General features: G+C 57.0%; 21 protein-coding genes. 2 read left to right on the top strand and 19 right to left on the bottom strand.

Annotation, left to right across the window (positions count from 1 at the left end):
- The first annotated feature begins 613 nt into the window (after window positions 1–613).
- Window positions 614–1,297, top strand: coding sequence for a bifunctional 2-polyprenyl-6-hydroxyphenol methylase/3-demethylubiquinol 3-O-methyltransferase UbiG (locus tag ABIA40_RS08435; RefSeq protein ID WP_057029397.1), 684 nt, complete (start codon window positions 614–616; stop codon window positions 1,295–1,297).
- A gap of 4 nt (window positions 1,298–1,301) precedes the next feature.
- Here ABIA40_RS08435 and ABIA40_RS08430 read toward each other — a convergent pair whose 3' ends face one another.
- The 5 genes from ABIA40_RS08430 to ABIA40_RS08410 form a co-directional block, all read right to left on the bottom strand.
- The gene (locus tag ABIA40_RS08430) at window positions 1,302–2,027 is read right to left on the bottom strand and encodes a polysaccharide deacetylase family protein (protein WP_271540815.1); all 726 of its coding nucleotides are present in this window, start codon (window positions 2,025–2,027) and stop codon (window positions 1,302–1,304) included.
- The gene (locus ABIA40_RS08425) at window positions 2,024–3,190 is read right to left on the bottom strand and encodes a glycosyltransferase family 4 protein (RefSeq protein WP_271540813.1); all 1,167 of its coding nucleotides are present in this window, start codon (window positions 3,188–3,190) and stop codon (window positions 2,024–2,026) included. Before ABIA40_RS08425 ends, ABIA40_RS08430 begins: the two co-directional genes overlap by 4 nt.
- A 47-nt stretch (window positions 3,191–3,237) precedes the next feature.
- Entirely contained in the window at window positions 3,238–4,221 is a 984-nt protein-coding gene (locus ABIA40_RS08420; RefSeq protein WP_271540811.1) for a glycosyltransferase, read from the bottom strand.
- 72 nt (window positions 4,222–4,293) lie between these two features.
- Window positions 4,294–5,568 carry an O-antigen ligase gene (locus ABIA40_RS08415; RefSeq protein WP_271540809.1) on the bottom strand — a complete coding sequence of 425 codons (1,275 nt, stop codon included), beginning with the start codon at window positions 5,566–5,568 and terminating at the stop codon, window positions 4,294–4,296.
- Between the two features lie 226 nt (window positions 5,569–5,794).
- Window positions 5,795–6,808: a glycosyltransferase family A protein gene (locus ABIA40_RS08410; RefSeq protein WP_271540807.1), complete on the bottom strand. Its 1,014-nt coding sequence runs from the start codon at window positions 6,806–6,808 to the stop codon at window positions 5,795–5,797.
- An 813-nt stretch (window positions 6,809–7,621) separates the two neighbouring features.
- Here ABIA40_RS08410 and ABIA40_RS08405 point away from each other — a divergent pair.
- Window positions 7,622–8,518, top strand: a complete 897-nt coding sequence (locus ABIA40_RS08405) for a class I SAM-dependent methyltransferase (RefSeq protein ID WP_271540805.1) — start codon at window positions 7,622–7,624, stop codon at window positions 8,516–8,518.
- 130 nt (window positions 8,519–8,648) lie between these two features.
- Here ABIA40_RS08405 and ABIA40_RS08400 read toward each other — a convergent pair whose 3' ends face one another.
- The 14 genes from ABIA40_RS08400 to ABIA40_RS08335 form a co-directional block, all read right to left on the bottom strand.
- Window positions 8,649–9,992 (bottom strand): glycosyltransferase, encoded by a 1,344-nt coding sequence (locus tag ABIA40_RS08400; protein WP_271540803.1) that lies wholly within the window; start codon window positions 9,990–9,992, stop codon window positions 8,649–8,651.
- Window positions 9,993–11,150 carry a glycosyltransferase family A protein gene (locus ABIA40_RS08395; protein WP_109143417.1) on the bottom strand — a complete coding sequence of 386 codons (1,158 nt, stop codon included), beginning with the start codon at window positions 11,148–11,150 and terminating at the stop codon, window positions 9,993–9,995.
- A gap of 115 nt (window positions 11,151–11,265) precedes the next feature.
- On the bottom strand, window positions 11,266–12,414 hold the full coding sequence (locus ABIA40_RS08390; protein WP_271540800.1) for a DegT/DnrJ/EryC1/StrS aminotransferase family protein: 1,149 nt from the start codon (window positions 12,412–12,414) through the stop codon (window positions 11,266–11,268).
- A 506-nt stretch (window positions 12,415–12,920) separates the two neighbouring features.
- Window positions 12,921–13,436 (bottom strand): UDP-N-acetylglucosamine--LPS N-acetylglucosamine transferase, encoded by a 516-nt coding sequence (locus ABIA40_RS08385; RefSeq protein ID WP_404540507.1) that lies wholly within the window; start codon window positions 13,434–13,436, stop codon window positions 12,921–12,923.
- A 170-nt stretch (window positions 13,437–13,606) separates the two neighbouring features.
- Window positions 13,607–14,464, bottom strand: coding sequence for a glycosyltransferase (locus ABIA40_RS08380; protein ID WP_271540797.1), 858 nt, complete (start codon window positions 14,462–14,464; stop codon window positions 13,607–13,609).
- A gap of 276 nt (window positions 14,465–14,740) precedes the next feature.
- On the bottom strand, window positions 14,741–15,733 hold the full coding sequence (locus tag ABIA40_RS08375) for an NAD-dependent epimerase/dehydratase family protein (RefSeq protein ID WP_271540856.1): 993 nt from the start codon (window positions 15,731–15,733) through the stop codon (window positions 14,741–14,743).
- Window positions 15,734–15,738: 5 nt separating this feature from the next.
- Window positions 15,739–16,911, bottom strand: coding sequence for a DegT/DnrJ/EryC1/StrS aminotransferase family protein (locus tag ABIA40_RS08370; protein ID WP_271540796.1), 1,173 nt, complete (start codon window positions 16,909–16,911; stop codon window positions 15,739–15,741).
- Between the two features lie 89 nt (window positions 16,912–17,000).
- Window positions 17,001–17,528 carry an acyltransferase gene (locus ABIA40_RS08365; RefSeq protein WP_271540795.1) on the bottom strand — a complete coding sequence of 176 codons (528 nt, stop codon included), beginning with the start codon at window positions 17,526–17,528 and terminating at the stop codon, window positions 17,001–17,003.
- 14 nt (window positions 17,529–17,542) lie between these two features.
- Window positions 17,543–19,015: a lipopolysaccharide biosynthesis protein gene (locus tag ABIA40_RS08360; RefSeq protein ID WP_404540503.1), complete on the bottom strand. Its 1,473-nt coding sequence runs from the start codon at window positions 19,013–19,015 to the stop codon at window positions 17,543–17,545.
- A 48-nt stretch (window positions 19,016–19,063) separates the two neighbouring features.
- Window positions 19,064–20,128 (bottom strand): Gfo/Idh/MocA family protein, encoded by a 1,065-nt coding sequence (locus ABIA40_RS08355; RefSeq protein WP_271540854.1) that lies wholly within the window; start codon window positions 20,126–20,128, stop codon window positions 19,064–19,066.
- A 284-nt stretch (window positions 20,129–20,412) separates the two neighbouring features.
- Window positions 20,413–20,925 (bottom strand): glycosyltransferase, encoded by a 513-nt coding sequence (locus tag ABIA40_RS08350; RefSeq protein WP_271540793.1) that lies wholly within the window; start codon window positions 20,923–20,925, stop codon window positions 20,413–20,415.
- 689 nt (window positions 20,926–21,614) lie between these two features.
- Complete coding sequence (locus ABIA40_RS08345; RefSeq protein ID WP_404540500.1) at window positions 21,615–23,042, bottom strand: HlyD family type I secretion periplasmic adaptor subunit; 1,428 nt, start codon at window positions 23,040–23,042, stop codon at window positions 21,615–21,617.
- A complete protein-coding gene (locus ABIA40_RS08340) occupies window positions 23,039–25,258 on the bottom strand; it encodes a peptidase domain-containing ABC transporter (RefSeq protein WP_404540497.1) in 2,220 nt (739 codons plus the stop codon). Before ABIA40_RS08340 ends, ABIA40_RS08345 begins: the two co-directional genes overlap by 4 nt.
- Window positions 25,236–25,556 carry a hypothetical protein gene (locus ABIA40_RS08335; protein ID WP_404540495.1) on the bottom strand — a complete coding sequence of 107 codons (321 nt, stop codon included), beginning with the start codon at window positions 25,554–25,556 and terminating at the stop codon, window positions 25,236–25,238. The genes ABIA40_RS08340 and ABIA40_RS08335 overlap by 23 nt, the downstream gene beginning before the upstream one ends.
- Between the last annotated feature and the right edge of the window lie 6 nt (window positions 25,557–25,562).

Here is a 25,562-nt window from a genome sequence, read left to right as displayed (position 1 = left end):
ACAAATGCATCGACGAACCCGGTAACCGAGTGCCCCGGGTCTAAGCCTTAGGCGCAACCGCCCCGGCAATGCACGCAATGAAAGGGAAATTATCGCTTGGGCAAGTTCTGCAAAACCACTACTCATGGCTTTGATTTTCTGTGACAAATTGAAAAATACAAATAATGATAGGCGCAGTTAAATACGTCCGTCAACTGTTAATAGGCATTTAATTTCTGCACTGCACAACCCAACCCATTTCTCGGAATATCTGGGGTGTGTAGCTCCTGCCAAAAAGGCACACGGGAAGACCCAATGTGGCAGCGTCCAGCCATTACCTAATGATGCTCGCGCGTTGGCAGCGGGGGCGAGTTACCGGGGACGTGCCGTGATTCTGCGGGGCGTGGTACTTTCGATCCGATCACCGAAGGATAGGAGCCAAGACGTTTGCGGTAATCGTTCCTTGGCGGCCCACGGACAAAGGTTCGAGATGCGCCAGCGAATTGGCTGGGCGAAAGCTCACCTCACAGGTACCATGAAATCCGCAGTTCTCGCCTGCCGTACACTCTTGATCTGTCGATAACTTCACCTGTATTAAACTATCTGACGTCGAATACGCGTTGGCAGGTTGGGAATGCTCGCAGCACTTCACTACCACGCATGGCGCCGGGTGCGCGCCGCGTACTATGCCTTCGGATTGGCCCGGCTGCCTTTTGGCGACGCGCTGGGGCGCGCCGTTAGCGAGTGGGAGACTGCGCAGGGGTTCGGTGACAGCCCAAAAGCAAAATCCACTTGGGACGCCGAGTACAGCGATGGTCTCTGGACCTACATGCAGCGCGAAGTAGCTCGCTACTGGACACTCATTGGTTTCATGGACGCTTTTAGACGTGGCGGCGAGTACCTGGAAATCGGCTGCGGAGACGGCATGCTATTCGAGCGCTTCAAGCAGCTTGGATATGAACGCTATGTCGGAGTGGACATCTCTGACGTGGCAATCGAGAAGCTCCGTCTGTACAACGACGATCGCACTGACTTTTCTCAGGCTGACGGCGACGTGTACGAGCCCGACGGCCGTTTCGATGTCATCGTCTTCAACGAGTCTCTCTTCTATTTGCGCGACCCCGTTCGGTCGCTCGAGCGCTACGCACAATCACTCAAACCGGGGGGCTGCATCATCGTCTCGAACTACACCGCATCGCGGCGATCATTGGCAGTGTTGCGGGAGGCAAAGCGCGCATTCGAGGTGATCGACGAGGCCAAGACGACTCAACGAGCGATGTCCTGGCTTTGCACAGCACTGAAACCGCCCAAATACTAAAGCGCTAGTGATACCGCAAGCGCATCAGTTGGCGATAGAGCCCGAGCCTTGTGCTGATTTTCCAGGAAACGCCGCGCATCGCATCCGGATCGCGCAAGTGGCGGCGCATGTACTCCGCATCCATGTTGTTCGTCAGACAAAGGCGGGAGTACAGAAAAGATTCGAAGCCGCGATGATATCCAAGCTGGATTGTAAAGAGGTGTGTGTAGCCAGCCCTCAACGCCGCCTCCCAGACCCGTCGGGAAAACCGTCCATATGGGAAAGCGAAGAGAGCTACCTGTCGGCCGAGGCGATCCTCGAGCATCGACTTGGAAACACCGAGCTCGCGCTCGAGCTCTGCGTCCGAGACAGTCGTCAAATCGACGTGGGCCATGCCATGTGAGCCGATTGCAACACCCCCCTTTGCAAGCTCTTCGATCATCTCCCAACTCATACGTCCCGGCGAGCCTACAAAATCTACCGGGATAAAGGACATGAAACCCGGAATACGACCGGCCGTCATGTAACGGGCGTAGACATGCGTATAGTCCGAAAGAAATCCATCGTCGAAAGTCAACAGGACCGTGCCGGTGCCGTAGGATGTCGGATCGGAGCAGTGCTCCAGAAAACTCCGAGGCGAGACCAGCGCTTCCCCGCAAAGTGCGAGATGCGCTTCGAACGTTTCATGAGTCAGGCACCACGCGTTCGACGGCGAGGCTTCCACCAGCTCATGATAGTTCAAGACGATCATAGAGTTTCTATCAGATCTGAAACCCGCCGGGCCCAAGCCTGCCAGTTCAATCGGGCCTCGAAGGCGTCGCGGCTTGATTGTCTCAGGCGTGCCAGCCGATCCTGGTTAGCAAAGGTCTCGAAGATGACCGCCGCATAGTCCGCCCTCGTCGCTTTCGGTGGCAACAACAAGCCCGTCTCCCCGTTGCGGATAGCACAGGGGACGCCGCCAGTGGCCGGCGCAATGCTCGGTACTCCATGGGCTGCGGCTTCACAGAACACGATTCCATAGCAATCCGCCCGGGTTGGCAGCAGAAATAGATCCGCGTCCCGATACAGTTGATCCAATCGGTCGCGCTGTTCGCGATCACGCTTGTCGAGATAAGGGATGATCGTCAGGCCATCCTGAGCGACTGGCTTCGGCGGAGTACATCCGCAGATCACGAGCTCCGCTTCCATGCCCCTCTTCCTCAGTTCAGCGAGGACGCCGACCGCGATGTCAGCGCCCTTCTCCTCCCAGTTGGCGCCAATGAAGAGGAGACGGCAGGGACCCGGCTTGCGGCAACCTAGCACGGAGGCACGATCCGGCGCTTCTTCGAGGTTGGCGCCCCAAGGAATGACATGCACCCGGCTACGGTCGGCACCGTAGTCCCTGATGGCAGATTCGGCTGCCCATTCCGACGGGTAGAGGATCAGATTCGCACGCGCGATCGTGTCCCGCTCCACGCGTTCAGCGACGTCCCGAGCACCTCGCGACAAGTTTCGATAGTTGGGATGGTAGTTCTCAATGAGCCGAAAGGTCGCGTCGGACGCATAGACGAGCGGAACGCCGTTAGGCACACTCCATGCAAAGGTAGACCCGGCCGGCGCGAAGACGATATCGGGCGACACCGCTCGGATTTTACGCGCTGAGTCCGCGGCATATTGTGCAACGACCGCCCCCGCATGCAAAGGGGAACGACCGCGCCCGCGAAAGGCACGGCAAAGCCTGGAATACGCCTTGTAGAGAGGCAGTATCGGTGCGCTCAAGGGACCGATATGGACCACCTCGTGACCCTCACCTGCGAGCGATCTCGACATGTGAAACGGGGTACCGGACCAGAACCTGACCAGGCGCCCATCCCCGATCGTGGCGAATGCAATCCGCCGTGCCGCCGGCCTGTCGGAAATGTGTTTCTGAGTCATTCTATTCCCGCACACACGGCCATCGACCACTTCGCCGGAAAGATCTCTCATGGAGCGAGCGAGCGATCGCTGGATAGAAGTAGCTTTTTCAAACCCGCAGTAAGCGACAGAGGTATAAGAGCCACGCCGGCTCTCATAACGAGAGGTACGTGCCCCGTTTCGGCAAATCCTCGAGCGTAGGTTGAGATCGATTTCATTCGTCTTCCCGAGTGCAGATAGATCCATCCCAGATCCTTGCAATGCCGAGCGATTGCACGATTTGCCGCCTCGAGTGCTTCGCGATCTCGCCGAAGCCCCTTCTTCTCGCTCACTGCCAGCTGCAGCAAGGACAACTTATCCTCCTCCTGGAGTCTCGATAGGGTTGAATCCTCGAGCACCCGCATAACTGCAAGCTTGCGATCGACGTATCCAAATCCGTAATGCTTCGAGATTCTCAGGTACAGTTCCCAGTCCTCGCCCGAACACCATGATTCATCATAACCTCTAAACTCATCCAGAACAGTACGCCGGATCAATACCGCAGTCGGTTTGATAGGCACTTCTTCCAACAAACACAGATACATCTCACGGCTGCTGAAGAGAACAACATCGAAATCAGAGCGCGCGCGCGATGCGAGCAGTTTCGGAAATGCACGCATGCTTGAAACAATTGACGAGACGGATTTGCCGCGATCGACCTCAACGTCACAGAACACCGCGCCAACCTGACGATGACGCAGCAAAACATCGACGAGACTGCTGAGCATCTCCGGCTTCCACAGGTCATCCGAATCCAGATGAGCAATGATATCGCCGTTGGCGGCCTTTATGCCCGTGTTGCCTGCCGCACTGACCCCGCGATTGCGATCGTGCCGAATGTAACGCACTTTATCGCTTCGAAACTGTTCCACCGCCGCGGCCGTGCCGTCTGTAGATCCATCATCAACGACGATTATTTCAAAATTCCCATACGTCTGATTCAAGGCACTCTCGATCGCTTCGCCGATGATGTACGCACGATTGAAAGTTCGTATGATAATGGAAACTTTCATGCTTTAGTCCTGCGCAGCGAGAAATCCTGATCGGCATCCCTGCCAGCGTAATGACCTCGCGGTCCACCGTCCTCAAATGCCTCCGCTAATGGGGTCGCACCTCGTTTGCGCCGCTGGTGCGGCTCTATCGCGCAATATCGCGGTCTCCGCGAGGTTCGCTCGCATTCCGGTAAACACGGCGATGAGGATCCAACAGATGCCCCAAAAGTGCACAATGAACCCTAGAAAAGCGATCGTCGTTATTACAATTCCGAGCGCCACTGATAGCCGTCGCTCTTCGGAAGTAAGACTAGGCGATTTGTCGATCGAGCCGAGCCAGCATGCGCTGGCAATTGTCAGAAGGATCAACGCGCTCCCCGGAATTCCATACGACATTGCGGTGGCAAGCCAAAAGGCATCCACGCTCGAACTCACGAGCGCGCCATGCGACTGCCAATTCCAGTCGCCGTTCAAACCAATTCCGAAGATCGGCGAACCGAGGACCACAGGCCCTCCCGTGTCCCAAATTGCTTGACGGGCCCAGGCCGCCTCCGGGCTTACTCCGCTGAGTCGCACAAGGGTTGCGACCGGGCTGCCCGAGAAAGTGAAAACAACAAGGAGTAGAGCGGTTACACACAACCCGACTAACTTCCATCGGGCAGTGAAGCGAGGGCTTGCAGCATAGAAACTCGCCAGCGCAAACCCGATCAGATAAGCCAGCAATGGACTGCGCGCCTGCGAAAACCACACACCGATGAGGGCGATGCCCGCCACACCCCAGCCGAGTGCCTGGTGCCTGAACGTAGTGAAGGCCACGACCCCAAACCAAACGCAAACAGCACCGAACAATATGGAATGCTCGAGCGGCCCCATGGCGCGAGCGACACCATCCCGGTAGAACGTGTCAGCCCTGATTGCCAATGGTCCATCGTAACTGAGCTTCGTATAGCCAGTAATACCTTTGATGAACTCATAGGTGAACAGCTTATCACTCAGCGGGTCGAGAAGCGCTATGCCGACGATCAGAATCATCAGCTTGCAGGAGAACCGTGCTATTCGAACGGAACTATCGACCGGACCGAGGAGAAACCGGAACGTCAAGTATGCGCCCACAAACGCAAGCGCCTCGATTCCGGCTCCTTTAAAACCTGCCGGACCATCAGTGACTGTGGCAGCCAACATCATCCAAACGCCCGCAAGCGGGGCCAAGATATCCGATGGGACGCAGACGACGGTTCGCGTGCCTAGACGCTGTCCAAGCTGCTGTAGCGCGGCGATGAAGGAGCAGAAAATTAGAACTCGAGCAACCGAGAGGCGAAAATCGCCGACGAAGAAAGACAACCCTTCGGGCAAAAAAATAGCGACCAACAATAACTTCAGATACAGTTCGGTCCCCCAACGCGACGCCCCCGCCGCGCGAACAACTGGACTCCGCTGCCGACCGTACAGATACGTAAGCTGAGAACCCGGCTCCAATTCTAAGCTTTTGCGAGTCAACGCGAGTACCTCAAATATCTGAGACGTTTCTGCAAACAGCCAACGCGCTCGAAGCCGAGGCGCCGCACAAAGGGACGGTTCCTCGCTACGAGGCGCTTCATTTCGTCGTCTCCAGGGGAGTCGCCAGGAAGTCACGACGCAGGCGGCTCGCTACGCTGGGTGAAATCAAGGCGTAAACCAGCGCCTTATAGTAGTGCGGATCCGCTGGGTGCAAACACGCGCATTGCCAACCCGTCTTTAATGCAGACAACCGACGGTTCGACTTACGCCAATCCAGCACGCTCTTGATGAAATGGGCGGCGATGTTGTTGTCTAGTAAACTGTTGTTAGACCGTCTGTAGCCGCACATCGCATCTGCGCAGCCCTGCTCAAACCGCAAACCGCGCCGCTCGCATGCTCGCTTGAAGACATCGACCTCAAACTGCTTCCGCCAGGTTGGCGCCCGCCGGCTGAGGGAATTGGGAAGAATGCGGTAGGCATAGAGGCACTCCCCCAATACGACCATCGGATGCACCTCCCCGATTCTCCATATGTAATCGCAGGTCTCGGCAACCATTAACGACGGCTCGAACCGGATATCGCCAACCAACGACATTCGAAACATTCCCGTGGGATCGAGAGCCGGCATTTGAAAGGCTCTGATCTCGGACTGGCAGTCGCTCTCGCTTTTCGGCGAAAACACGGGTGCCATGAATCTCTCGTTGATGATGAGCTCGTTACCACAAAATACGGCAGCCAAATGCGGGCTGTTGAGCAGCGCACGAACCTGCTTTTCTATTCTTGTTGGATAGCTGATGTCGTCCGCGTCTTGAATTGCGTAAAACTCGCCACGGATCTGATCGAGCGCTCGATTGACAGCAACAGGCTTGCCTGAGTTCGCTTGATGGATCACGCGAACGCGCTCATCTACCAGCAAATCCTGAACTGAGCTGAAGCAGCCGTCCGAACTACCATCGTCGACGATGAGAATATCGAGATTCCTGTATGTCTGATTAATTATGCTCAATAGCGACGGTCGAAGATACTTGCCGGCGTTGTACACGCACATCACGACCGTAACCAAGGGACCTTCGGCCATTCCTCCAGCCTTGGGCGGATGTGCCTTGGACATCACGAAATGCTCCTGGTCAGTCGAGCCTGACACGCCAGCGCCATCTGCAAGACCTCCCGGTTCGCTGGCCCAGACTTTTGCAATGCTTCAGCGCACAAGCCAAGAATGCCTTTCTCGGGTTCCGCCGGTGACGCAGTCCGCAAGCACATCAAACTTCGCCTACTCACCGCTTTGTCTGCGCTCAAGAATAAACCTCGGCGTCACCTCGGGAGGCATGGCATACCGCCTGTCAGACCCGGAGCCCCTCGGAAGGCCCCCTCGCCGCCCAACATAATTAAATCGATTTTAAATTTCAATCGCCTTCTGATTAAATGCAGCAAAAGCGTCTTTGGTTATATTATAACAGGGGGCTTCGACTGAAGTACCGGCCCCGCACCCCCGATCACGCTCCACATTCACGGGGTGCGGCCGGCGAAGCCCACGCCGGCGCAGCCTGATCCCCCGGCAATGCGGACTTCGGTTGACTACAGAGAGAGTTCCTGGGATTAAAACATGCGGCCGTCAACGATTTAATTTGGACAACATTCAATTTGTTTATTATATTCACGACAAATACAAGAAGCTTCGACCCCGGGCACCAACGGAGTTCCACTTGATTGCCCGCGGGCCGCGACCCGGCGAGAACGACAGGCGGGGCATGCGAAGTGACAGCCCGATCAAAAAGTTGGACAGAGGGATCCGGCCGAAGGCATAGCAAGTTCGTCAGTCTCGCATCATAGTTAGGACACTGCACCTCTACGGCCGCACCGATCGCTGTGCCGGAATTCGATCCGCCGTTGTGGCTAGGTACTCGATATGATTTGTAAAACTTGCTTGTCTGACGGCAAACATCGCCGCCACGTGTTCATTGAAATGATGTTTGGCACAAGAGAGCGGTTTGAATACCAGGAATGTAGTGATTGTGGGACGATCCAGCGCCTATCGGATGTAGCCGATGAGAGCTGCCTTTACCCCGATGGGTATTACTCATTTTCCAAACCTTCGCGAAATTCGCGTATTACCGCCGTCAGGGACGCGCACGCGCTTGGCACCAAAAGCATATTGGGAGCCCTGGCGTCCTTTGTGAGGTACGACCCCATCGTAGCGGTCATCGGATCCTTTGGAATTGATCCCAGTTCTCGGGTGCTGGACGTAGGCTGCGGGTCCGGGAAACTTCTCTACAGAATGTCTGCGGCAGGGTTCAAGAACCTTACAGGGGTCGATCCCTACATCGTCGAACCGACAGCAGGTGCCGTGACGATTCAAAAATCGGATCTTCAGAGTATGTCCGGCGAATTTGACTTCATCATGTTCAATCATTCACTAGAACACGTGCCTGAGCCGGACCACAGTCTTAGCAATGCAAGAAGGCTACTTGCGCCCGGCGGTCGCATTCTGGTTCGCATTCCAACCTCATCCTCGCATGCGTGGAGAGCGTACGGCCCGAACTGGGTGCAACTGGATGCGCCACGCCACGTTGTAATACCCTCTCGCAAGGGAATGAATGCATTGGCGGAGCGCTGCGGTTTGCGCGTAAGGCAATCAATCGACGATTCGACTGCATTTCAGTTCTGGGGGAGCGAAATGTACAGGAGCTCCAAGCCGCTCGCGTCATCCAGACCAAATGACGTGTTCAGCCGGCGGGAAATGAGAGGGTTTGCCAAGAGAGCGGCAAAGCTGAATATTGAACAACAGGGCGACCAGGTCGCTTTCCTGCTGAACGCTGCCTAGGGCTGGATCACCGTAAGTCCGAGCCGAGGCTCAGGCCTGAAGTGCAAGGGCATGAGAGTGATTGCCTGAGGGATCGGCCAGCCTGCGACATGCGGACTGTAGGGGCGCTTGGACCGATGAGAACTCGTAGCTAATTGAAAGCTTCATCGGAAGGTTGCCCTGGGGCGGCGTGAGACCTCGGCGAGGACTCTTTTGCCTTCCTTGCATCGACATATGCAACCACTTTGCTCATTGAAGCAGAAAGAGCGCTGTTCGAATATTCTTCTCGAACCATGCTTTCGGCGTTTGCCACAAGCGCGTCATAGACCGTTTCGTTGCTTAAGGTTCTATACGCCTCGCAAAAGCTACGATCATCACTGAACTCCAAAAAATGGACGCCAGACACCACATCCAGCCCTTCTACACCTTTCCTTGTAGACATAATGGGCCTCTCCAAGAGTGCCGCCTCCAGAACCTTTAACCGCGTCCCACTACCCTCAAGCAACGGCACAATAACCGCTCTACATTTCTTGTAATACTCGATCACATCAGGGACATCGGGATGCAACTCGACTCCCTTTGAGCGAGCGCAAGCTTCGATCACCTCTGGCAATGGCTCACGTCCAACAACCAAAAGAACGGCATCGGGGTACATATTCCTATAGAGCGGATACACGTTCTCCAAAAACCAAAGCAAGCCGCTGACATTAGGCTGATAGTGAAGCGCACCAATGAACAACAGAATGTGTCGCCTGGCGAACCCGCTCCCCATGGGAAGTTTTCCTGAACTTCGCATCCCCAACGTGTTTGGCACAACGAAGATACTTTCAGAGGCCCTTTCACCCCACAGATCTGATTTATCCTTCTCGGAACATACCAAGCAGGCGCCAAAGCCGGTCACACAACGCGTTTGATAGTAGGTCAGAAGCAGCTTGTTTATGGCGCGGAACAGTTTCCTTAGGGCATTATTCGTCGGAGTAAACAGCGTATCATAGAGTGAAAGAGTCAGGACGTCATCAATATCAACTATGACCTTCATTTTCGCCGTCTGTGACAATCCAAAAAAGCCGGCGGTGTTCCGGAGGTATCGCACCAGCACAAAATCGTAGCCGCCAAACTCTATTAGCGCGACCAACTTCTCCATCGAGGCTTTGCTATACTCTCTAACGGGATACGGAAAGCCACGAACCGAAATTCCGAACCGTCCCCGCAAGGTTCTAGGGTACTCCAGCTTCTGTAAACAATACTTCCCAGAGAATACGTCATCCTTTTCGAGATGTTCCCCCGCTCCTGCCATCTGTCGCAGACTGGAGGGCAAATCCGAGAGATACGCAATATCGACGGGCCCAAGGCCGGCAAAGTAACGTGCGAGATTCATGGTTCTGATGTCAGCGCCAAACTTCTCAGGCAGAGGAAACCTGTCGCTGATCACTAGGGTCTTCTTCATCGAACTTACAGCAAAAGAGTCGGTTAAACTCGGAAACTGATCCTTCAATCAGCCTCGCACCAAATGCTCTCGAGCGGTTCGCAGCAACTCGCGAACCTGCCGGCCTGGACCACCGAATGAAAGAACAATCAATTTCAAGAACACCGGCAGCATGAAAGGCTTCAGCTTCAATCCCTTCAAATAATATGATCTCGCTGATACAGAATCGCCCTCTGAATAATAGATCTCAGCCAACGCCACCATGATGCGTGAACGGATCCACGCCTTCTCCTGCTCGGTATAAGGGCTGCGATCGAGTGTCGCTTCCACCTGCTGAAGATCTATAGTGGACCAGGATGTCTGCCCCATCCACGAATAGGGTTTTGAGGCACAATGTTTGGCATAGAAGTTGGCGAGCGCACCCAAGCAAGCCTTATATACTGTCAGGGCGCCTTTCTCCTTGGCAGCCTGCGATATCATCGTGATGACGGCCAACTCGGAGTGCCAGCAGATATCGATCTTCTCTTGAGTGATGGCGTTTGTCATACTGAGTTCATGTTCACGGTAACACACCATCGGCTCTGCAAAGTATGCGACGTGATAGTTCAAGGAGAACAATAGCCACATGTACCAATCGCCGCCCCATATGAAATCGACCGGAATTCCGGCCCATACCACGTCGACCGGATAGAGGCTCAGTTTCTCGTAACAGTCACGTCGAACAAGCACCGACGCAGCCAGAATCGCATTTCCTTTTACTTTCAATGAGTGCTTGATGATCTCCTCTCCCCTGACGATCGTATCGACGTCTCCATAGGTCGAGTAATCTATCACTGCACCTTCTTTTCCACGTCTCAGGCTAACCCCGGGGCAGAAGGCAAGGCCGACCTCCGGATGATTTTCCAGGGTTTCGACGTATCTTTGCAGTATGTACGGTCGGCGCAAGCGATCATCGGCCGATATAAGCCAAACGTACTTCCCTCGACTTAAAAGTATTCCCTTGTTGTAATTCCGGAGCGCTCCCAGATTCTGCTCGTTCCTGACATAGGTAACTCGGCTATCTGTGAATGTTCTGGCAACTTCTTCCGTGTTGTCCGGAGAGCAATCATCCATGATGAGGATTTCGAAATCCTCAAAGGTCTGCGAGAGGATGCTGTCGACACATTCTGGCAGGAAAGCAGCCAGTCGGTAGCAAGGGACGACAAAGCTAACAAGCGGCTTTTGCATTTGGAATAACTCGCCTATTGTGGATCCGCACTTTGAAGAGCCTAAGCCGTAACTTGCTCGATGACGCGCCATGAAGAGCGCACAGGGCGTCTTGGGCCTTGAGGAACGCGGCCTATTACAATGCAGAGGCTTGGAGCTCCCTTCGCAACGCGCAGGCGACCCGCTCCTGATCTTCCTCGTTCATCTGCGCGTAAATTGGCAACAGAATCGAATTGTCCTGCGCGAACTCGGAGTGCCGCAGATCATGGCGGTGCTTGTCCTTGGCGTAGGGCGCTTCCCGGTGCGAGCACATAATGCCGCGTCGAGTCGCGATGCCCTGATCGAGCAGGCTTTGCATGATCTTGAGCTGGTCGACGCGGTCCGGCAGCCCAACGCAATAGCTCTGCCAGTTGGACCGCGCCCATTCGGGCTCGATCGGCAGTCTCAGGCCTCTGAAATTGCCGAGCATTTCTCGATAGCGGGCCGCGATCGCGCGGCGTCGAGATACCAGTGCAGGCAGCCGCTCGAGCTGCTCGCGTCCGACCGCGGCCTGTATATCGGTCATGCGGTAGTTGTAGCCGACTACCAGATAGTCCTCGAAGATCACCTGCTGTGAGCCGTGCCGCACGATGTCCGGAACGCTCATGCCATGCTGGCGCAACAGCCTGAACTTATGGTCGAGCTTCGGATCGGAGGTGGTGAGCATCCCACCCTCGCCGGTCGTGATGACCTTGCGGGGATGAAAGGAGAAGCATGCGATCCGCCCATGCGGCTTGCCGACGCGCTCCCAGCCGCCATCCACTCGGATCTGGCTGCCAGCGGCGCAGGCCGCATCCTCGATCAAGATGATGCCCTGGCGATCGGCCAGCGTGGCGAGGGCTGTCAGATCGCAGGGCATACCCATCTGGTGGACGGCGATCACCGCGCGTGTGCGCCGAGTGATCGCTTCGGCAACCCGCTTAGGGTCGATATTGTATGTACCGGGATCGATGTCGACAAAGACCGGAGTCGCGCCGCAATACCGGATGCAATTGGCCGTGGCGATAAACGAGTGGCTGGCCGTGATGACCTCGTCGCCAGGCCCAATCTCCAGGGCGACGAGCGCCAAATGCAGGGCGGTTGTGCAGTTGGAAACGGCGCAGGCATAAGGCGCACTAACCAGGGCCGCAAAATCGCGCTCGAAGGCTGCCACCTGTGGGCCCTGCGAGACCCAGCCGGAGAGTACAGCTGCGCGAGCTGCGTCGGCCTCCTCCTCAGCAACGAACGGTAATGCGATTGGAATCATGGGATTATCGCCCTCCTGCTGGCGAGCCGCCCAGACCAACCCCCGCCCCCGGACCTGGCGCTACATCGATCTCAGAACTGGCCCGACGATCTTGAGCTTTCAAACCTGACAAGGGCATCAAGGACTATTCCTATCCTGGAGCGCGATGCGGTGTGGCGATTTATTTGTCATAGATTATTATATTAAGTCAATAAACCCAAAGATAATAAATCAATCTAATGTAGATGTCCGCCACTGTCGGGGGCAGCTTCAGGCGCCAACCTGCCTTCCTTGCAGCCGACGCGCACGCACTACGGTCGCCTAGCCGAACGTCACGCGACACCACCGCGTCAGCGCAGATGGTCGCCCGGGGGCAGCCGCGATCCAGTCCCCCTCGAGGAGGCATGACTATCATCCACTTTCAAGCTTGAGGTAATCATGCAAGCAATGCCGTCACGAGAAATCACGGTGCGCGAAGACATGGAGCTGCTGGTCCAGCTGCGACGGCATTCCGACCGCCAGGAAACTCATAGCACCGCGCCTGTGTAATGAGGTCCCTCAGGTCGCGCCAGATGGGGCCACTGCGTCAGCCAGAGGTCGGCGCAATGACCAATACGGTCGCCCGACATCGAAAGCTGCTCGATGTTGGCGATGCTGTCGAGCCAGATAGTGCGCGCACCCATCATTTGTCCAAACCGTAGTGCCAAATATCCCGGAGCGGCACCCGTCGAAACGACAATGTCCGGCCTTTCATTCCAAACGATCCAGGCCATTCTGCGCGCCGCCTTCAACAGCGCGAGTTTGGTCAACCGGTTAGCATCATTGACAAGGTAGAATTTGTGGTCGGGCACCTGCGCTTGATAGGAGTCGTGGACGGTAACGAACGTGACTTCGCAATGCTCGAAGGCGGGTTTGATTCGCAACAGCTGCACCCAATGGCCCCCACCCGAAGAGACCGCCAGCAGTTTCGGCCGAGTGCCGGGTGACCGCGGCGTGTTGTTCTTGAGCAACGGCTTGCGGTGAAAGACCGGGCTGAGAAGCATGGGCTGGCCTCCCTCGAACGCTGCAGGCTCGCAAGCTCCCATGAACGGATCGGGTCCTCGACGCCTGCATTTAATATTTAAATTTAAATTAACAGGCCGCCATTTATAATCAAGTGATTTATATGCCCGCAACGTCCGATTCCCTGCAATGCGGCCACTCAACTACAATCCTATTTGATTGAATCTGGTAGCATCGCGCGGGAAGTTTCGTCGCGCTGCCAAGGATGAGCTCCACGTCGGGAGCCCAGGGTAGCCTTACAGCGAGCAGCAATGTTGACCCCACAATAAATCAAGAGTCCGGCCCATAAGCGAGGTTCCTTGAACAGCGCAATGAGGGCCCGGCCATTCGCCGGTCCTTTGTTGACGCGCAATTCAGGAAAGCGCCGGGCGAGCTCGAATGTTCCCCTGTAGGCACGAGTTCTGACGGCGATAAGCTGCAGCAGAGTGCGTGGGGCGAATACCGTGGACCTAACGCGGGGCAGTGTCTCCCGCTCTTCTGGTCTGAACTGAAGTCGAACAAAGGTGTCATCAGCGGTGATGTCTGGAAATTGGCCGAACCGCTTGCGTCCCGCCTCAGATAAGGCATAGACGCCAGAACCGCCGATACCTTCCCGCGAAGATGGCAGCCGTGACCGGATTCCGAAGTATTTACGGACGAGCCAGGAACACCCTGCCAGATTGATGTCGGCTGTAGGCGCAACCGCCAGAACGTCACCTTCATCGAGGCGTCTTGCCAAAGCCAGAATGGCATCAACGGTAATCAGAATATCGGCATCAACATAAATCCGCGGAAAAGCGTCCGCGATTTGATCGCCAAGGTTCAGAGCGTGGGTCTTCCTTGCGATGTTCGATTCCACAACATTGACGGCTGGGCCGAAACGCCGGGCGACGTTCGCAGTGTCGTCTGAGCACCCGTTGCAGACGACGACCACACGGATCTGGTCCGAAGCTGGGTTGCCAACCCATTGCCTCAACGTCCGTGCGATCACAGAACTCTCATTGTGGGCTGGGACGACGATCGAAATCATGAATGGTCCGGTCGAGATCGATCAAATTTGCGTACCTCTCTGAGGCTGCCACAGGTTCGATCAGCCTCATGGGGTGGTTCAGCCTCACAGGCGATGGCTTTGCGGGGGCGCGGCACAGGCATCGACCGAGCCGACAACAGGGGCGAACCCGTGCTCACCCCCGTCTGCGGACTCTACCTAACCTAGCCGGATGGCAGGGCCGCGCGTTCCGCCTCGCCCTCGAACGCTCCGACGCCCAAGCAGAGAGAACGGCCGGGCGCGCCGCTGCGATCGGAATCACGATGCCGCCGCCTGCCGCTGATGATCCGAAGCGAGCTCGCGCTCGGATCGCCACCATTTCACGAGATCTGCGAGCCCCTGCTCCAGCGATACCGTGGTGCGGAAGCCCAGCAAACGCTCTGCCTTACCCGTCGAGGCCAGCCGTCGCGGTACCGGATTGACCGAGCGCTCCGGCGCGAATTCGGGCGTGAGGCCGCGGTGCCCCATCACCGAGGCAAGCACCTTGGCCAGCTCGGTCAGGCTTGTTTCAGTGCCGCTCCCGACGTTAAAGACCTCATCGGTAATCTTTGCCCTGGCGGCAAGGATGTTGGCACGCGCGACGTCACGGACGTGGACGAAATCCATGGTCTGACGGCCGTCGCCAAAGATAACCGGAGGCAATCCGGCTTCCAGCCGCTCCATCCAGCGGATCAAGACCTCGGTGTACCGTCCGTGGATGTCCATCCGGCTGCCATAGACGTTGAAATACCGGAATGCCACATAGTCGAGGCCGCATGCATCGTTGAAAGCCCGCAGTAGCCCTTCGTTAAACGCCTTGGCGGCCCCATAGAGGGTTCGGTTATTGTAGGCATTCTGCCGCTCTGTCGTCGGAAACTCCTCGGCCATTCCATATACCGATGCCGAAGAGGCCGCGATGATCTTCTCAATATCGTGCTTGATGCACAGCTCCAGCAGGTCGTAGGTGGCATCCACCATGACCTCCTTGGCCAGGCGCGGTTCGGCCGCACAATGAGTGATGCGGAGCGCGGCCTGATGAAAGACGATGTCGGCAGCCTTGACTAACGCTTCCATCAGCTTGCGATCGCGAATGTCGCCGTGAACCAGCCTTACGGGCCCACGCCCGAGCGCCCGCCGGAGATTTTCCGGGCGGCCTCTGATCATGTTGTCGAGGGCAACAATCTCGATGCAGCCCTCGTCGCAGAGCAAATCAACGATGTGGGAGCCGATAAATCCCGCCCCGCCGGTGACCAGAACGCGTTTACCCTTGATATCGATCAAAACGCTCTCCTGTTGTGGGACCATGTGAAGCTTTGTGGATGCTCCGACCGGGTGCTGATGGCCGCGCTAGGCTGCAGCGCCCCACTCCTCAATATTCCGACAACCTCGGCCGTCCGTTCCGGCGGCAGCTCGGGATAGATGGGAAGAGAGAGGAAGTCGTTCGCGAGCATCTCAGTGACGGGGAGATCACCGGCCCGATAGCCGAGTTCTGCATATGCCCTCTGCAGATGCACCGGGACGGGATAGTGAATCCCGGCGCCAATCCCGGCATCACGCAATCGCTTCAGCGCGTCGTCGCGGCGCTCCGATCTGACCGCATAGACGTGATACACGTGGCGGGCGTACTGGGGCGGCTGGGGACGCGCGAATGGAAGACCAGAAAGCAGTGCATTGTATCGCTCAGCCAGCGACCGACGTGCATCCGTCCAATGCTCAATATAGTCCAGCTTGACATTCAGTACCGCACTCTGGATTTCGTCCATGCGATAGTTGTATCCGGCGATGACGTGGTCGTACTTCGCCTCCTGCCCCCAATCCCGCAACAGGGATACGCGGCGTGCGAATTCAGGCCGGTCGGTGACGACCGCCCCACCCTCGCCAAACGCTCCGAGGTTCTTGCCCGGATAAAAGCTGAAACATCCCAGATCGCCGATCGAGCCTGCGCGACGTCCGCGATATTCCGCGCCGTGCGCCTGCGCGGCGTCCTCAATGACCACCAGCCCGTGACGACGCGCTATGGCCATTATCGGATCCATGTCGGCCATCAGCCCGTGGAGGTGAACTGGCAGAATCGCCTTGGTTCGCGGCGTGATCGCAGCTTCGATCAAGCTGGGATCCATCGTCCATGTTACCGGGTCAACGTCGACAAATACCGGCCTGGCGCCGCTGTAGAGAATAGCTGCGGTTGTTGCGACGAACGTCATGGAGACCGTGATGACTTCGTCACCGGATCCGACGCCGGCCGCCAGCAGAGCAAGGTGAAGCGCCGAGGTGCCACTGTTCACCGCGCGACAAGCGGTGGTCCTGCAATAGTCTGCAAAACGTTCCTCGAAGGCTGTGACCTCGGGTCCGAGCACAAAGTGCCCGCTACTGACGACCCTCGCCACTGCGGCGTCGATTTCCGGCTTGATCTGGCTGTACTGCGCTTTCAGGTCCAGGAAGGGTATCAAGATTCAAAGCCTTGATTTGACCGAGATTATATTGGCCATTTAAATCCACCTATTAATTTAATCAAGCGCTAATTCAAGCGGAATATATATTACCGGTGATAGTCTTTCTGAAGCGACTCTGCTGAGCTACGACCGCTTGGCACCCCGTCTTCAGCAGCGGACAGAATCCGAGCGGGCACGCCGGCCACGACTGCGCCGGGGGGAATGTCCTTTGTCACGACCGCTCCCGCACCTACGGAGGCCCCCTCTCCGATCGTCACGCCGCATAGAATGGTCGCGTTCGAGCCGATGGAGGCTCTCCTGCCGACGTGAGTGCGCTGAAGTGTCCAGTCCGAAGCCAGCTGAGGACGACCATTTGCGGTTGTCGCCTTCGGATATTTGTCGTTCGTGAACATCACGCCGTGACCCACGAAAACTTCGTCTTCGATCGTGACGCCCTCGCAGACGAAGGTATGCGACGAAATCTTACAACGCGCACCTATCTTTGCCCCCGCCTGAATCTCGACGAAGGTTCCAATTTTGCTCTCGTCGCCAACGGTGCAACCATACAGGTTGACCAACTCGGGATGAAATATCCTGACGTCACGGCCGAGCTTTACATCCTTCGTTATGGGCATGGTTGTTCTCCAGATTATGCCGGACGTGATCGACGCAGCCTCGGCGCACTCCGGAGGAGCCCGTCTACAAGGTGGCGAAGCTGATGCAGCAGCGGATGGTCGGTCATTATCAATCCGCACCACCAGCCGAGGCCGGCAATGGGGAACGAGAGTATCAGGCCGGTCAGGGAAGTTAGCATGCCCACTTCGATCAACGCGGCGCAAGCCAGTACACCGGGGGCCATAGTGAACGTCACCAGGCCGCTCTTCAGAGAGGCGCGGAAAAACTCCCCTGAACTGAAGGCCAGATGACGTTTGACGAAATATATCACCACGGCTGCCTGGAACGGCAGTGTTGCGAGGGCCGCGCTTGCGACAGCCTCTACGCCGAAAAACGACGCGCACAGAACCACCAGAAGCGAAGGTGGTAGCGAGATGAGCGAAGACACCAAGGCGTCGCGCACGCTTCCGACCGCGAGGAACACGGGATAGGTAAGGCAAGCCGCGAATAGCGCGAGATTTGCAATGCAGAGAATGCGGACCAAAGGAACTATTTCCAGCCACGTCTGCCCGAGCCAAATCAGAACGATCGGCCGAGCCATGAGCGCGACAAAAATCAAGAACGGCCACTGCACAGCCGAAAGGAGTTCAACGGCCTCGAGATAGACGGCCTTCAGATCCGCCCCTGCCCTGCGTTGTGCGACAATCGCCGGCATGATGACAGGACTTAGAGCCTGCGCGACGAGCCGGTCGAACATTTGTGTCAGATTGGTAGCCCGGGTGTACAGACCGACAGATCCAAAATCCAGGATCTTGGCGAGCAGCAGCTGCGGCGCCAGATTGTAGATGAGATTGATGACGCTGACCGCGCTGGAGTAAAGACCGAAGTTGACTACCTCGCGATGCCCGAGCAGCGATGGACGCAACGCGCCCCAGTCACGATGATTGGCTAGCAGCATCACGGTGAATACAATGCTCCCCGCCAATCCGCCCCAGATCGGCGCCATGTAGCTGAATCCCGCCATCGCAAGCACGATCGATGTGAGCGCAGTCGCCGCCCCGGTTGCCAGGTTGCACACGGCCAGCGTGCCGAATTTCATGTCGCGGCGGAGCAGAGCAGATATGGTTCCGTGAAACGGGACTAGAACGAAATTCAGCGCTGACACCTGTATGCCCTTTCTGAGACTGTCCTGGGCGAAGAGCTCCGAGAGCGGGCTCGCAAGCACGAACAGCAGAAGCGCAATTGCTACCGATATTCCGAGCGTGATGGTGAACGCGGAGCGAACGTCCGCCGTGGATAATTCACGCTTCTGAATCAGGTAGTTTCCGCCCCCGAACTCAAAAAAGGATGCGCCAATCACCGTCGTGATGGCAGTGACGACTGCGTAGACCCCGAATTCTGCCGGCGAAAGCAGACGAGCGAGGATAGCGGTGGCAACGAAGACCAGGATAAGGCTGCCATAGCGATCGGCCGCTGAAAACAGGATGGAACGTTCTACCGAATTCATCGCGAGACCGTCGCGCTGTTCGCGGATAGCGTGTCGCCTGCCAATGCTTCAGACCGTCGCCGTCGCACGATCCGGACTCCTGTACTCCTGCCGCTTCAGTAGGACTGGCTTGCCGTGTTCGGCGATCGACCGAGATGCAGCCTCCAGGACCTCGATCACCCGCAGTCCGGACATGCCGCTCGAGATCGATGGCGTCCCATTGCGCACACAAGCGACGAAATGCTCGACCTCGACCTGCAGCGCTTCCTTAGGGGCGACGTGGGGGGCCCACATATCGCCAGCCCGATAACCGATCCGGAATTGATGGGCGTGGTCGGAGGGGCCGTCCACGGTGATACCCTTGTCATACACCTTGATCTTTTCCGTCGGTTCAAGGTCGTCATAGACGATCATCTTCTTGCTGCCTCCAATGAACGTCTGGCGGACCTTGATTGGCGAGAGCCAGTTGACGCTGATATGGGCAACGCATGCGCTATCGAAGAACAATGTGATATGGGCCATGTTTTCCGGCGAGCCGGCCACATGGCACGATCCCGTCGCCGAAACTGCAACAGGCTTCTCATCCAAGATATGGTGGATAATCGAAATGTCGTGCACCGCTAAGTCCCAGATCACATTGACGTCGCTCTGGAACAGGCCAAGGCTGGCCCGCGTGCTGTCGTAGTAATAGACTTCACCGAGCTCTTTCTTAAGCAAGAGCTCGCGGATTTTCCGCACGGCTGGCGTATAGACGAAAGTGTGATCCACGCTCAATATCAGACCGCGCCGAGCCGCCTCATCGATCAGGCGTCGGGCCAAATCTGAATTCTGTGCCAGCGGCTTTTCAACCAGAACGTGCTTTCCTGCCTTGAGCGCGGATAGCGCCAATTCATAATGTGTATGAACCGGCGTAGCGATGGCCACGGCATCGATGGCCGGGTTCTTGAACAGTTCGTCGTAACAGGACGTCGTTATCGCTCCCGGATAGAGACGCTTGCTGGTCGCGAGCTTCTCCGGATCAAGGTCGCTTATGCCGATTAGACGTACCGAAGGATGAGCAGCGAAATTGCGGACCAGGTTCGGTCCCCAATAGCCGTATCCGATAACCCCAATTCCAACTGTATCGCTCGACATAATTGCACCAGTGATCAAAACTCGCGTGAGGTTTTCAACTTGCTTGGTTAGTTCGATAGTCCTGGCGATGGCCACACCGGTGGCCTACGCGGCCAAATGAACGCGGACAGACGCTCAGTGTGTCTAGGACATTCCAGCTCACGGTTGCCATGGCGACGCCGAGCATGGCTGTGCGCTTTTTCTGGCAATCTTCGTTGCTGGCTTAGGCGGAGGTCTCCGTCATCGTTACGGCACGACTGGAGAGGAGAAGAAGCTCGGCCGTATTGTAACTTCATATCCACCGCCTAAGCTGAAGCGCTGTTAGGTCCGGAACGAACATGTCCCGTTTCGATGAAAGTGCGAATTGCCATGATCAGCTGCGGCGATGCTTCACCACCGAGGCGTTCGCATCGATTGACGATGTCCAATTGATCCAATTTCTCCGTTAATTCCCGTTCTTCGAAAGCGACTTCGATACGGCCTTGCGCAGCGAACTGTTTTGCCGTTGCGATCTGATGATCGTTTCGGTGTTCACCCAGGCACGCACGACGTGGCATGACAATGATTCGTTTTCCGAGCTCGAGGGCGGTGATAATGGAGCCCATGCCTGCATGAGCGATCACCACGCTTGCCGCCTCGACGCAACTTTTGAATCGACTTGGGTCAATGAATCGTTCGGTACGGATGTGCCTGAATGGATAGTTTGATGGCCCGATCTGAGCGAAAACATCGCTTCCTGCGTGTGCACCGGCCCATTCGTCGACCGTTCGGATCAGACGGTCGAATTGCACTTGCGTACCGACTGTTACGAAGATCATAACGCGGATCCTTCATAGATGCGTTTGACATGCGAACGAGGAGACGTACCTCCACCACACGCGCCTTGGCTCCTGACAAATGCGGTCCCGCCATTCGCGGTCGAACTACATACGAGGCGACGCCCTCTGCGCCTGCGAAGATGTCGTACGCCGGCCAGCCCACAACCGCGCTCGCGAGATCGACCGTGCCGGCCATACCTTGAGTATCGAAGGACCATCGCACCATCCACGCACGCACCGCAGCCTCGCAGAAAACTGTTTCATTCAATTGAATTTCAGTTTAATTATTATTTTATAATACCGCGCGAGAGGCTATTTTCAAGAAGATAAATAATAATAATTTTAAATCTAGCCTGGACAGCGTGCGGCGCTCTTGCCGCAGCCGCCGCGACTCGCTCCGTCGGTTCGATGCAAGTTCCGACCACGCGCTCCCGACGCGCGCGCAGCATTCTTCGACAATTGCCTGTAACGCCACCCCGAAGGCATGCTTCGACTCCTGAAGTGGAGTCCAGCTGAGGGACGTTGGACGAAGTATTGCTAAGGCCGGTGCTCTCAGGCGGCGGGTAGACAGACAAGCAACACATTGAGCGTTTGGAGATCACGCTTCTGTGCGAGGGATTTTATTGGGCGAGGAACATCCATCCAGACGATGGACGTGCGACCGGCGGCCGGCATCTACGCTGAATTGCCTAGTATTCCCGGATGCTTTCATCCAATCCGCGCAGCAATGGGTAGAGGAAGTAAGAGATCACGGTGCGCTTGCCGACTTTCAGTTCGGCCGTCACCGCCATACCCGGAATCAGTTGAATGCGTTCAGCCGGCAGCCGAAGGTGCGTGTCCGACAAATCGACCAGTACGCGGTAATAGGGAGCTGGCGCGCGGCGCGCACCTTCGGCCTTCGTATCCGGCGAGAACGTATCCTGACTGATGACGCGGACTTCTCCCGTTGCGGTTCCATACTTCTGGAACGGAAACGCTTCGAACTTGATCCGAACCGACTGTCCGAGCGCCACCTGACCGATATCCCGCCCCTCGACGTTGACCTCCGCCTGAAACGGCACGTCGCGCGGAACCAGCACAAACAGCGTTTCGGCTTCGCGAACAACCGAGCCGACTGTCCGGTTCGCGATATCCAGCACCACGGCATCTGCCGGCGCCTGCAGTACGATCAACTGTCGACGGAGCTCGGCCTTCTTCAACTCCTCTGCTGCGCTATTGCGCTTCGGCAACGTCTCCACCAGTTCCTGATAAGTGGTGCGACGCAACTCCTCGGCGAATACTTTTCGGTCGGCGCGGGCCTTCTCCAGCCGATGGGTACTATCGGCGATACTGCCGCGAACACGCGCCAGATTGCTTTCGACCTCGAGTCGTGCATCGCGAGACAGTAGGAAGTTCAGCCTCGAACCGACCTCCTTATCCATCAGCGTGGTTCGCATCGCTTCAATCGAACGCATCGTGTCGAGCCGCTGAAGGAGAACCGCCTCTTCATTCTGTGCTGTCTTGAGATTGGCTTGCGCGGAAGCGATCTGTGCGTCGTAGTTCTGGATCTGCGCCTCGTAGGCGACTCTCCTCTGCAGGAACAACTTGCCTTGCAGGATCTGATCCGCATTCGTCAGCTCTTTGGCGGTATACTCGATTCCATTCAATTCAGCGCTCAGACGATCGATCGACGCATCGAATCCAGCCACTCTGCCGCGCAGTTGGTCGAAATCCGCCTGCGAGAACGTCGGATCGAGGGTCGCCAGAACGTCGCCGCGGTTGACGCGATCACCGGCCTTGACGTGGATCTCGCGTATGACCGACGTTTCCAACGGCTGCACGACCAGGTTGGGACGCGTCGTGGTGAGTTTTCCCTGCGCCGTGACGATCATCTCCACCTGCGAAACGGAAGCCCAGATGACCGCGAAAGCAATCAGTGCAAGTACGCTGTAGAGGGTGAAACGCGCGAGCCGCGGTGGCGCTTGCTGCTCGAGTTCGGTCGCATCGGACTGGAATTCGGCGATGACTGGCGCTCGCCTCGGTCCTGGCCTGAATAGCTTGCGGCGGCGCTCGACAGATCTGGCCGGAACAAGTCCGTTCGGCTTCACATCCGCGCGTGATGGCCCTGTCTCCCTCATGCAATCTGCTTCATCTGTTGATTCCACAAATGCCTGTAGATGGTGCATTTCGATAGCAGGTGGTCGTGGCGATCCAAATCGACGATTCGGCCGCGGTCCATCACCAGGATCTGGCTTGCTTCGGTCAGCATCGACAACCGATGCGAAACGACGATAACGGTACGTCCTGCCGCCAAACGGCGGAGATTGCGCCTGATGATCATTTCGCTTTCGGCATCGAGGGCACTCGTCGCTTCATCGAAGATCAATATCCTTGGATTGACGATCAGAGCTCTCGCGATCGCGAGCCGCTGCTTCTGCCCGCCGGACAGGTTCGAGGCATCCTCCTCAAGCGTGGTGTCGAAGCCACGCGGCAACCGTTCGATGAACTCGTCGGCGCCTGCGAGCTGCGCTGCAGCGACGACCTCGGCAAAGGTGGCATCACGTTTCACGCAGGCGATATTGTCGCGAATCGTCCCACGAAAAAGGAAATTGTCTTGCAAGACAATCCCAAGGTTTCGGCGCAGATGCGCGAGGTCGAGCTCCCGCGAGTCATATCCGTCGATGCGCAGCAGTCCCTGCTGCACCGGATACATGCCCGAAATCAGCCTGGTGAGAGTCGTCTTGCCTGAGCCGCTCCGTCCCACGATCCCGAAGATCGATCCTGGCTCGACAGTGAAGGAGACATCATCAAGCGCCGGCGATCCCTCGGATCCGTAGCGAAAAGAGACACCTTCGAACTCGATTTTGCCGGCAAGGTCGGGCCGCAGCCCATCTTTCCGACCGTCGCGCTCAGGCTTCTGATTCATCACCTCGCCGAGCATTTTGACGGCAAGAGCCACTTCCTGGTATTCGTGCACCATGGTCACGAGCTGAACCAGGGGTCCGGAGACCCTGCCGGCCAGCATATTGAAGGCGACCAACGCGCCGATTGTCATTTCGCCGGCGAAGACATCGAGTGCCCCGACGGAGATGATTCCGAGCGTCATGATCTTCTCGAGAAGCCCGGTAAGTGCCTGAGCGCCTGCGGAGATCTTCTCGACACCGAATCGCATGGTCACGGACTGCGCGCAGCGGCTATCCCAAACTCTGCTCTGCGCTGGCTCCATCCCCAGCGATTTCACGGTGCGCATGCCGTGAACTGTTTCGACGAGGAGAGCCTGCCGCGCACCTTCCGCTTGGTACAGATCGTACAGTCGTCGCCGAAATGGACCCATAAGCAAGCCGACGACGGCGCCGCTCATGGCGGTGAAGGCCAGGACCATCAAAGTCAATTTGACGCTATAAAGCGCAAGGACTGGCAGGAAGACGAATAGCGAAAGCGCATCGAGGATCGTCAGAAACAAGCGCCCAGTCAGAAACTCACGGATCCTCGCCGCCTGCTGCATGTGCTTGACCAGGACCCCGGCGGCCATGTGCTCGAAAAACGTGACCGGCAGCCCGAGGAGATGACCGAACGTCTTCGTAGCAACGCGAATGTCGACCCTGTTGGTCGCATATAGCAACAAGTAGCGCCGCAGAAAGCCGAATATCGCGTCAAAGACGAGCGCTACGGCCGCTCCTGCCGCGAGTACGTACAGAGTGGTGAAGCTCTCGTGAACCAAAACCTTGTCGATGACGAGCTGGAAAAATATCGGGATGACGAGGCCCAACGCATAGAGCAGGATGGCGGCAATGGCGACGTCCCTGAACAGCCGCCATTGAAGAAGCAGTTCCGGCACAAACCACCGGAGGCCGAAACTTCCTCGGCCATCCTGTGTCAATTGCTCGCGCTTGATCAGGATCGCGTCACCGATCCACTGCGCACAGAATCGATCGCGCTCGACAACCAAGACCTCGTGCTTGCGGTCGGCGAGCGGGTCGAAGATGCTGACGACCTCGGTGCCATCAGTTCGCTGTCCTGCACCAAGGACAGCGATCCAGTTGCCATTGGCGAGCCTCGCGAGCGCCGGATAGGCCTCTCCAAGACGAATCAGCGCGCCCCAATCCAGCTTCGTGCTCCTCGCGCGCAGGCCTGCATCCTTCGCCATGCGCAGCAGGAGATTCAACGAGAGCGGGCCGGCTACCGCATACGCATGCTTCAAGCGTTCGACCGGCAGATCTATGCCATGGTGACTGGAAACCTTGGACAGGCATTCCAACGCCGTCTGGGTCGACAATTCGGGCGCGGGCGCGTCCGCAACATGATCCTTCGCGCCGCCAGCGGCATCGATGTCAGCGGAAGTTCGAAGAGACATTCAAAGACCGTGTGTTGGGCGCCAGCGTATCACGTACTCCCGACGCACCGTTGTGCGATTGAGCTGGCTGGTTCCGCCGGACCACGCCCGCATCAACCAGGCCTTGAAGCGCCTTCTGCATCACGTCGACCGAGTTGGCGAAGGATTCGACCGAGAAGATCAGCCGCTGAGAAAATACGCGCTTCGGGGCGTTGTTGGCGTCACGCTCTGTCGGTGAAAGACTGACCAGATCGACGCGGACGATGGTTCCGCTGACGGTGATTTCTTCGATTCCATCGGTATAAAGTTCGGCGTGCATCTTACG

Origin of the sequence: Bradyrhizobium sp. USDA 223, assembly GCF_044909005.1 — a bacterium.
Taxonomy (GTDB): Bacteria; Pseudomonadota; Alphaproteobacteria; order Rhizobiales; family Xanthobacteraceae; genus Bradyrhizobium; species Bradyrhizobium yuanmingense.
The sequence above is the reverse complement of the archived record's forward strand: the minus strand, read 5'-3'. Positions and strand labels throughout refer to the sequence as shown.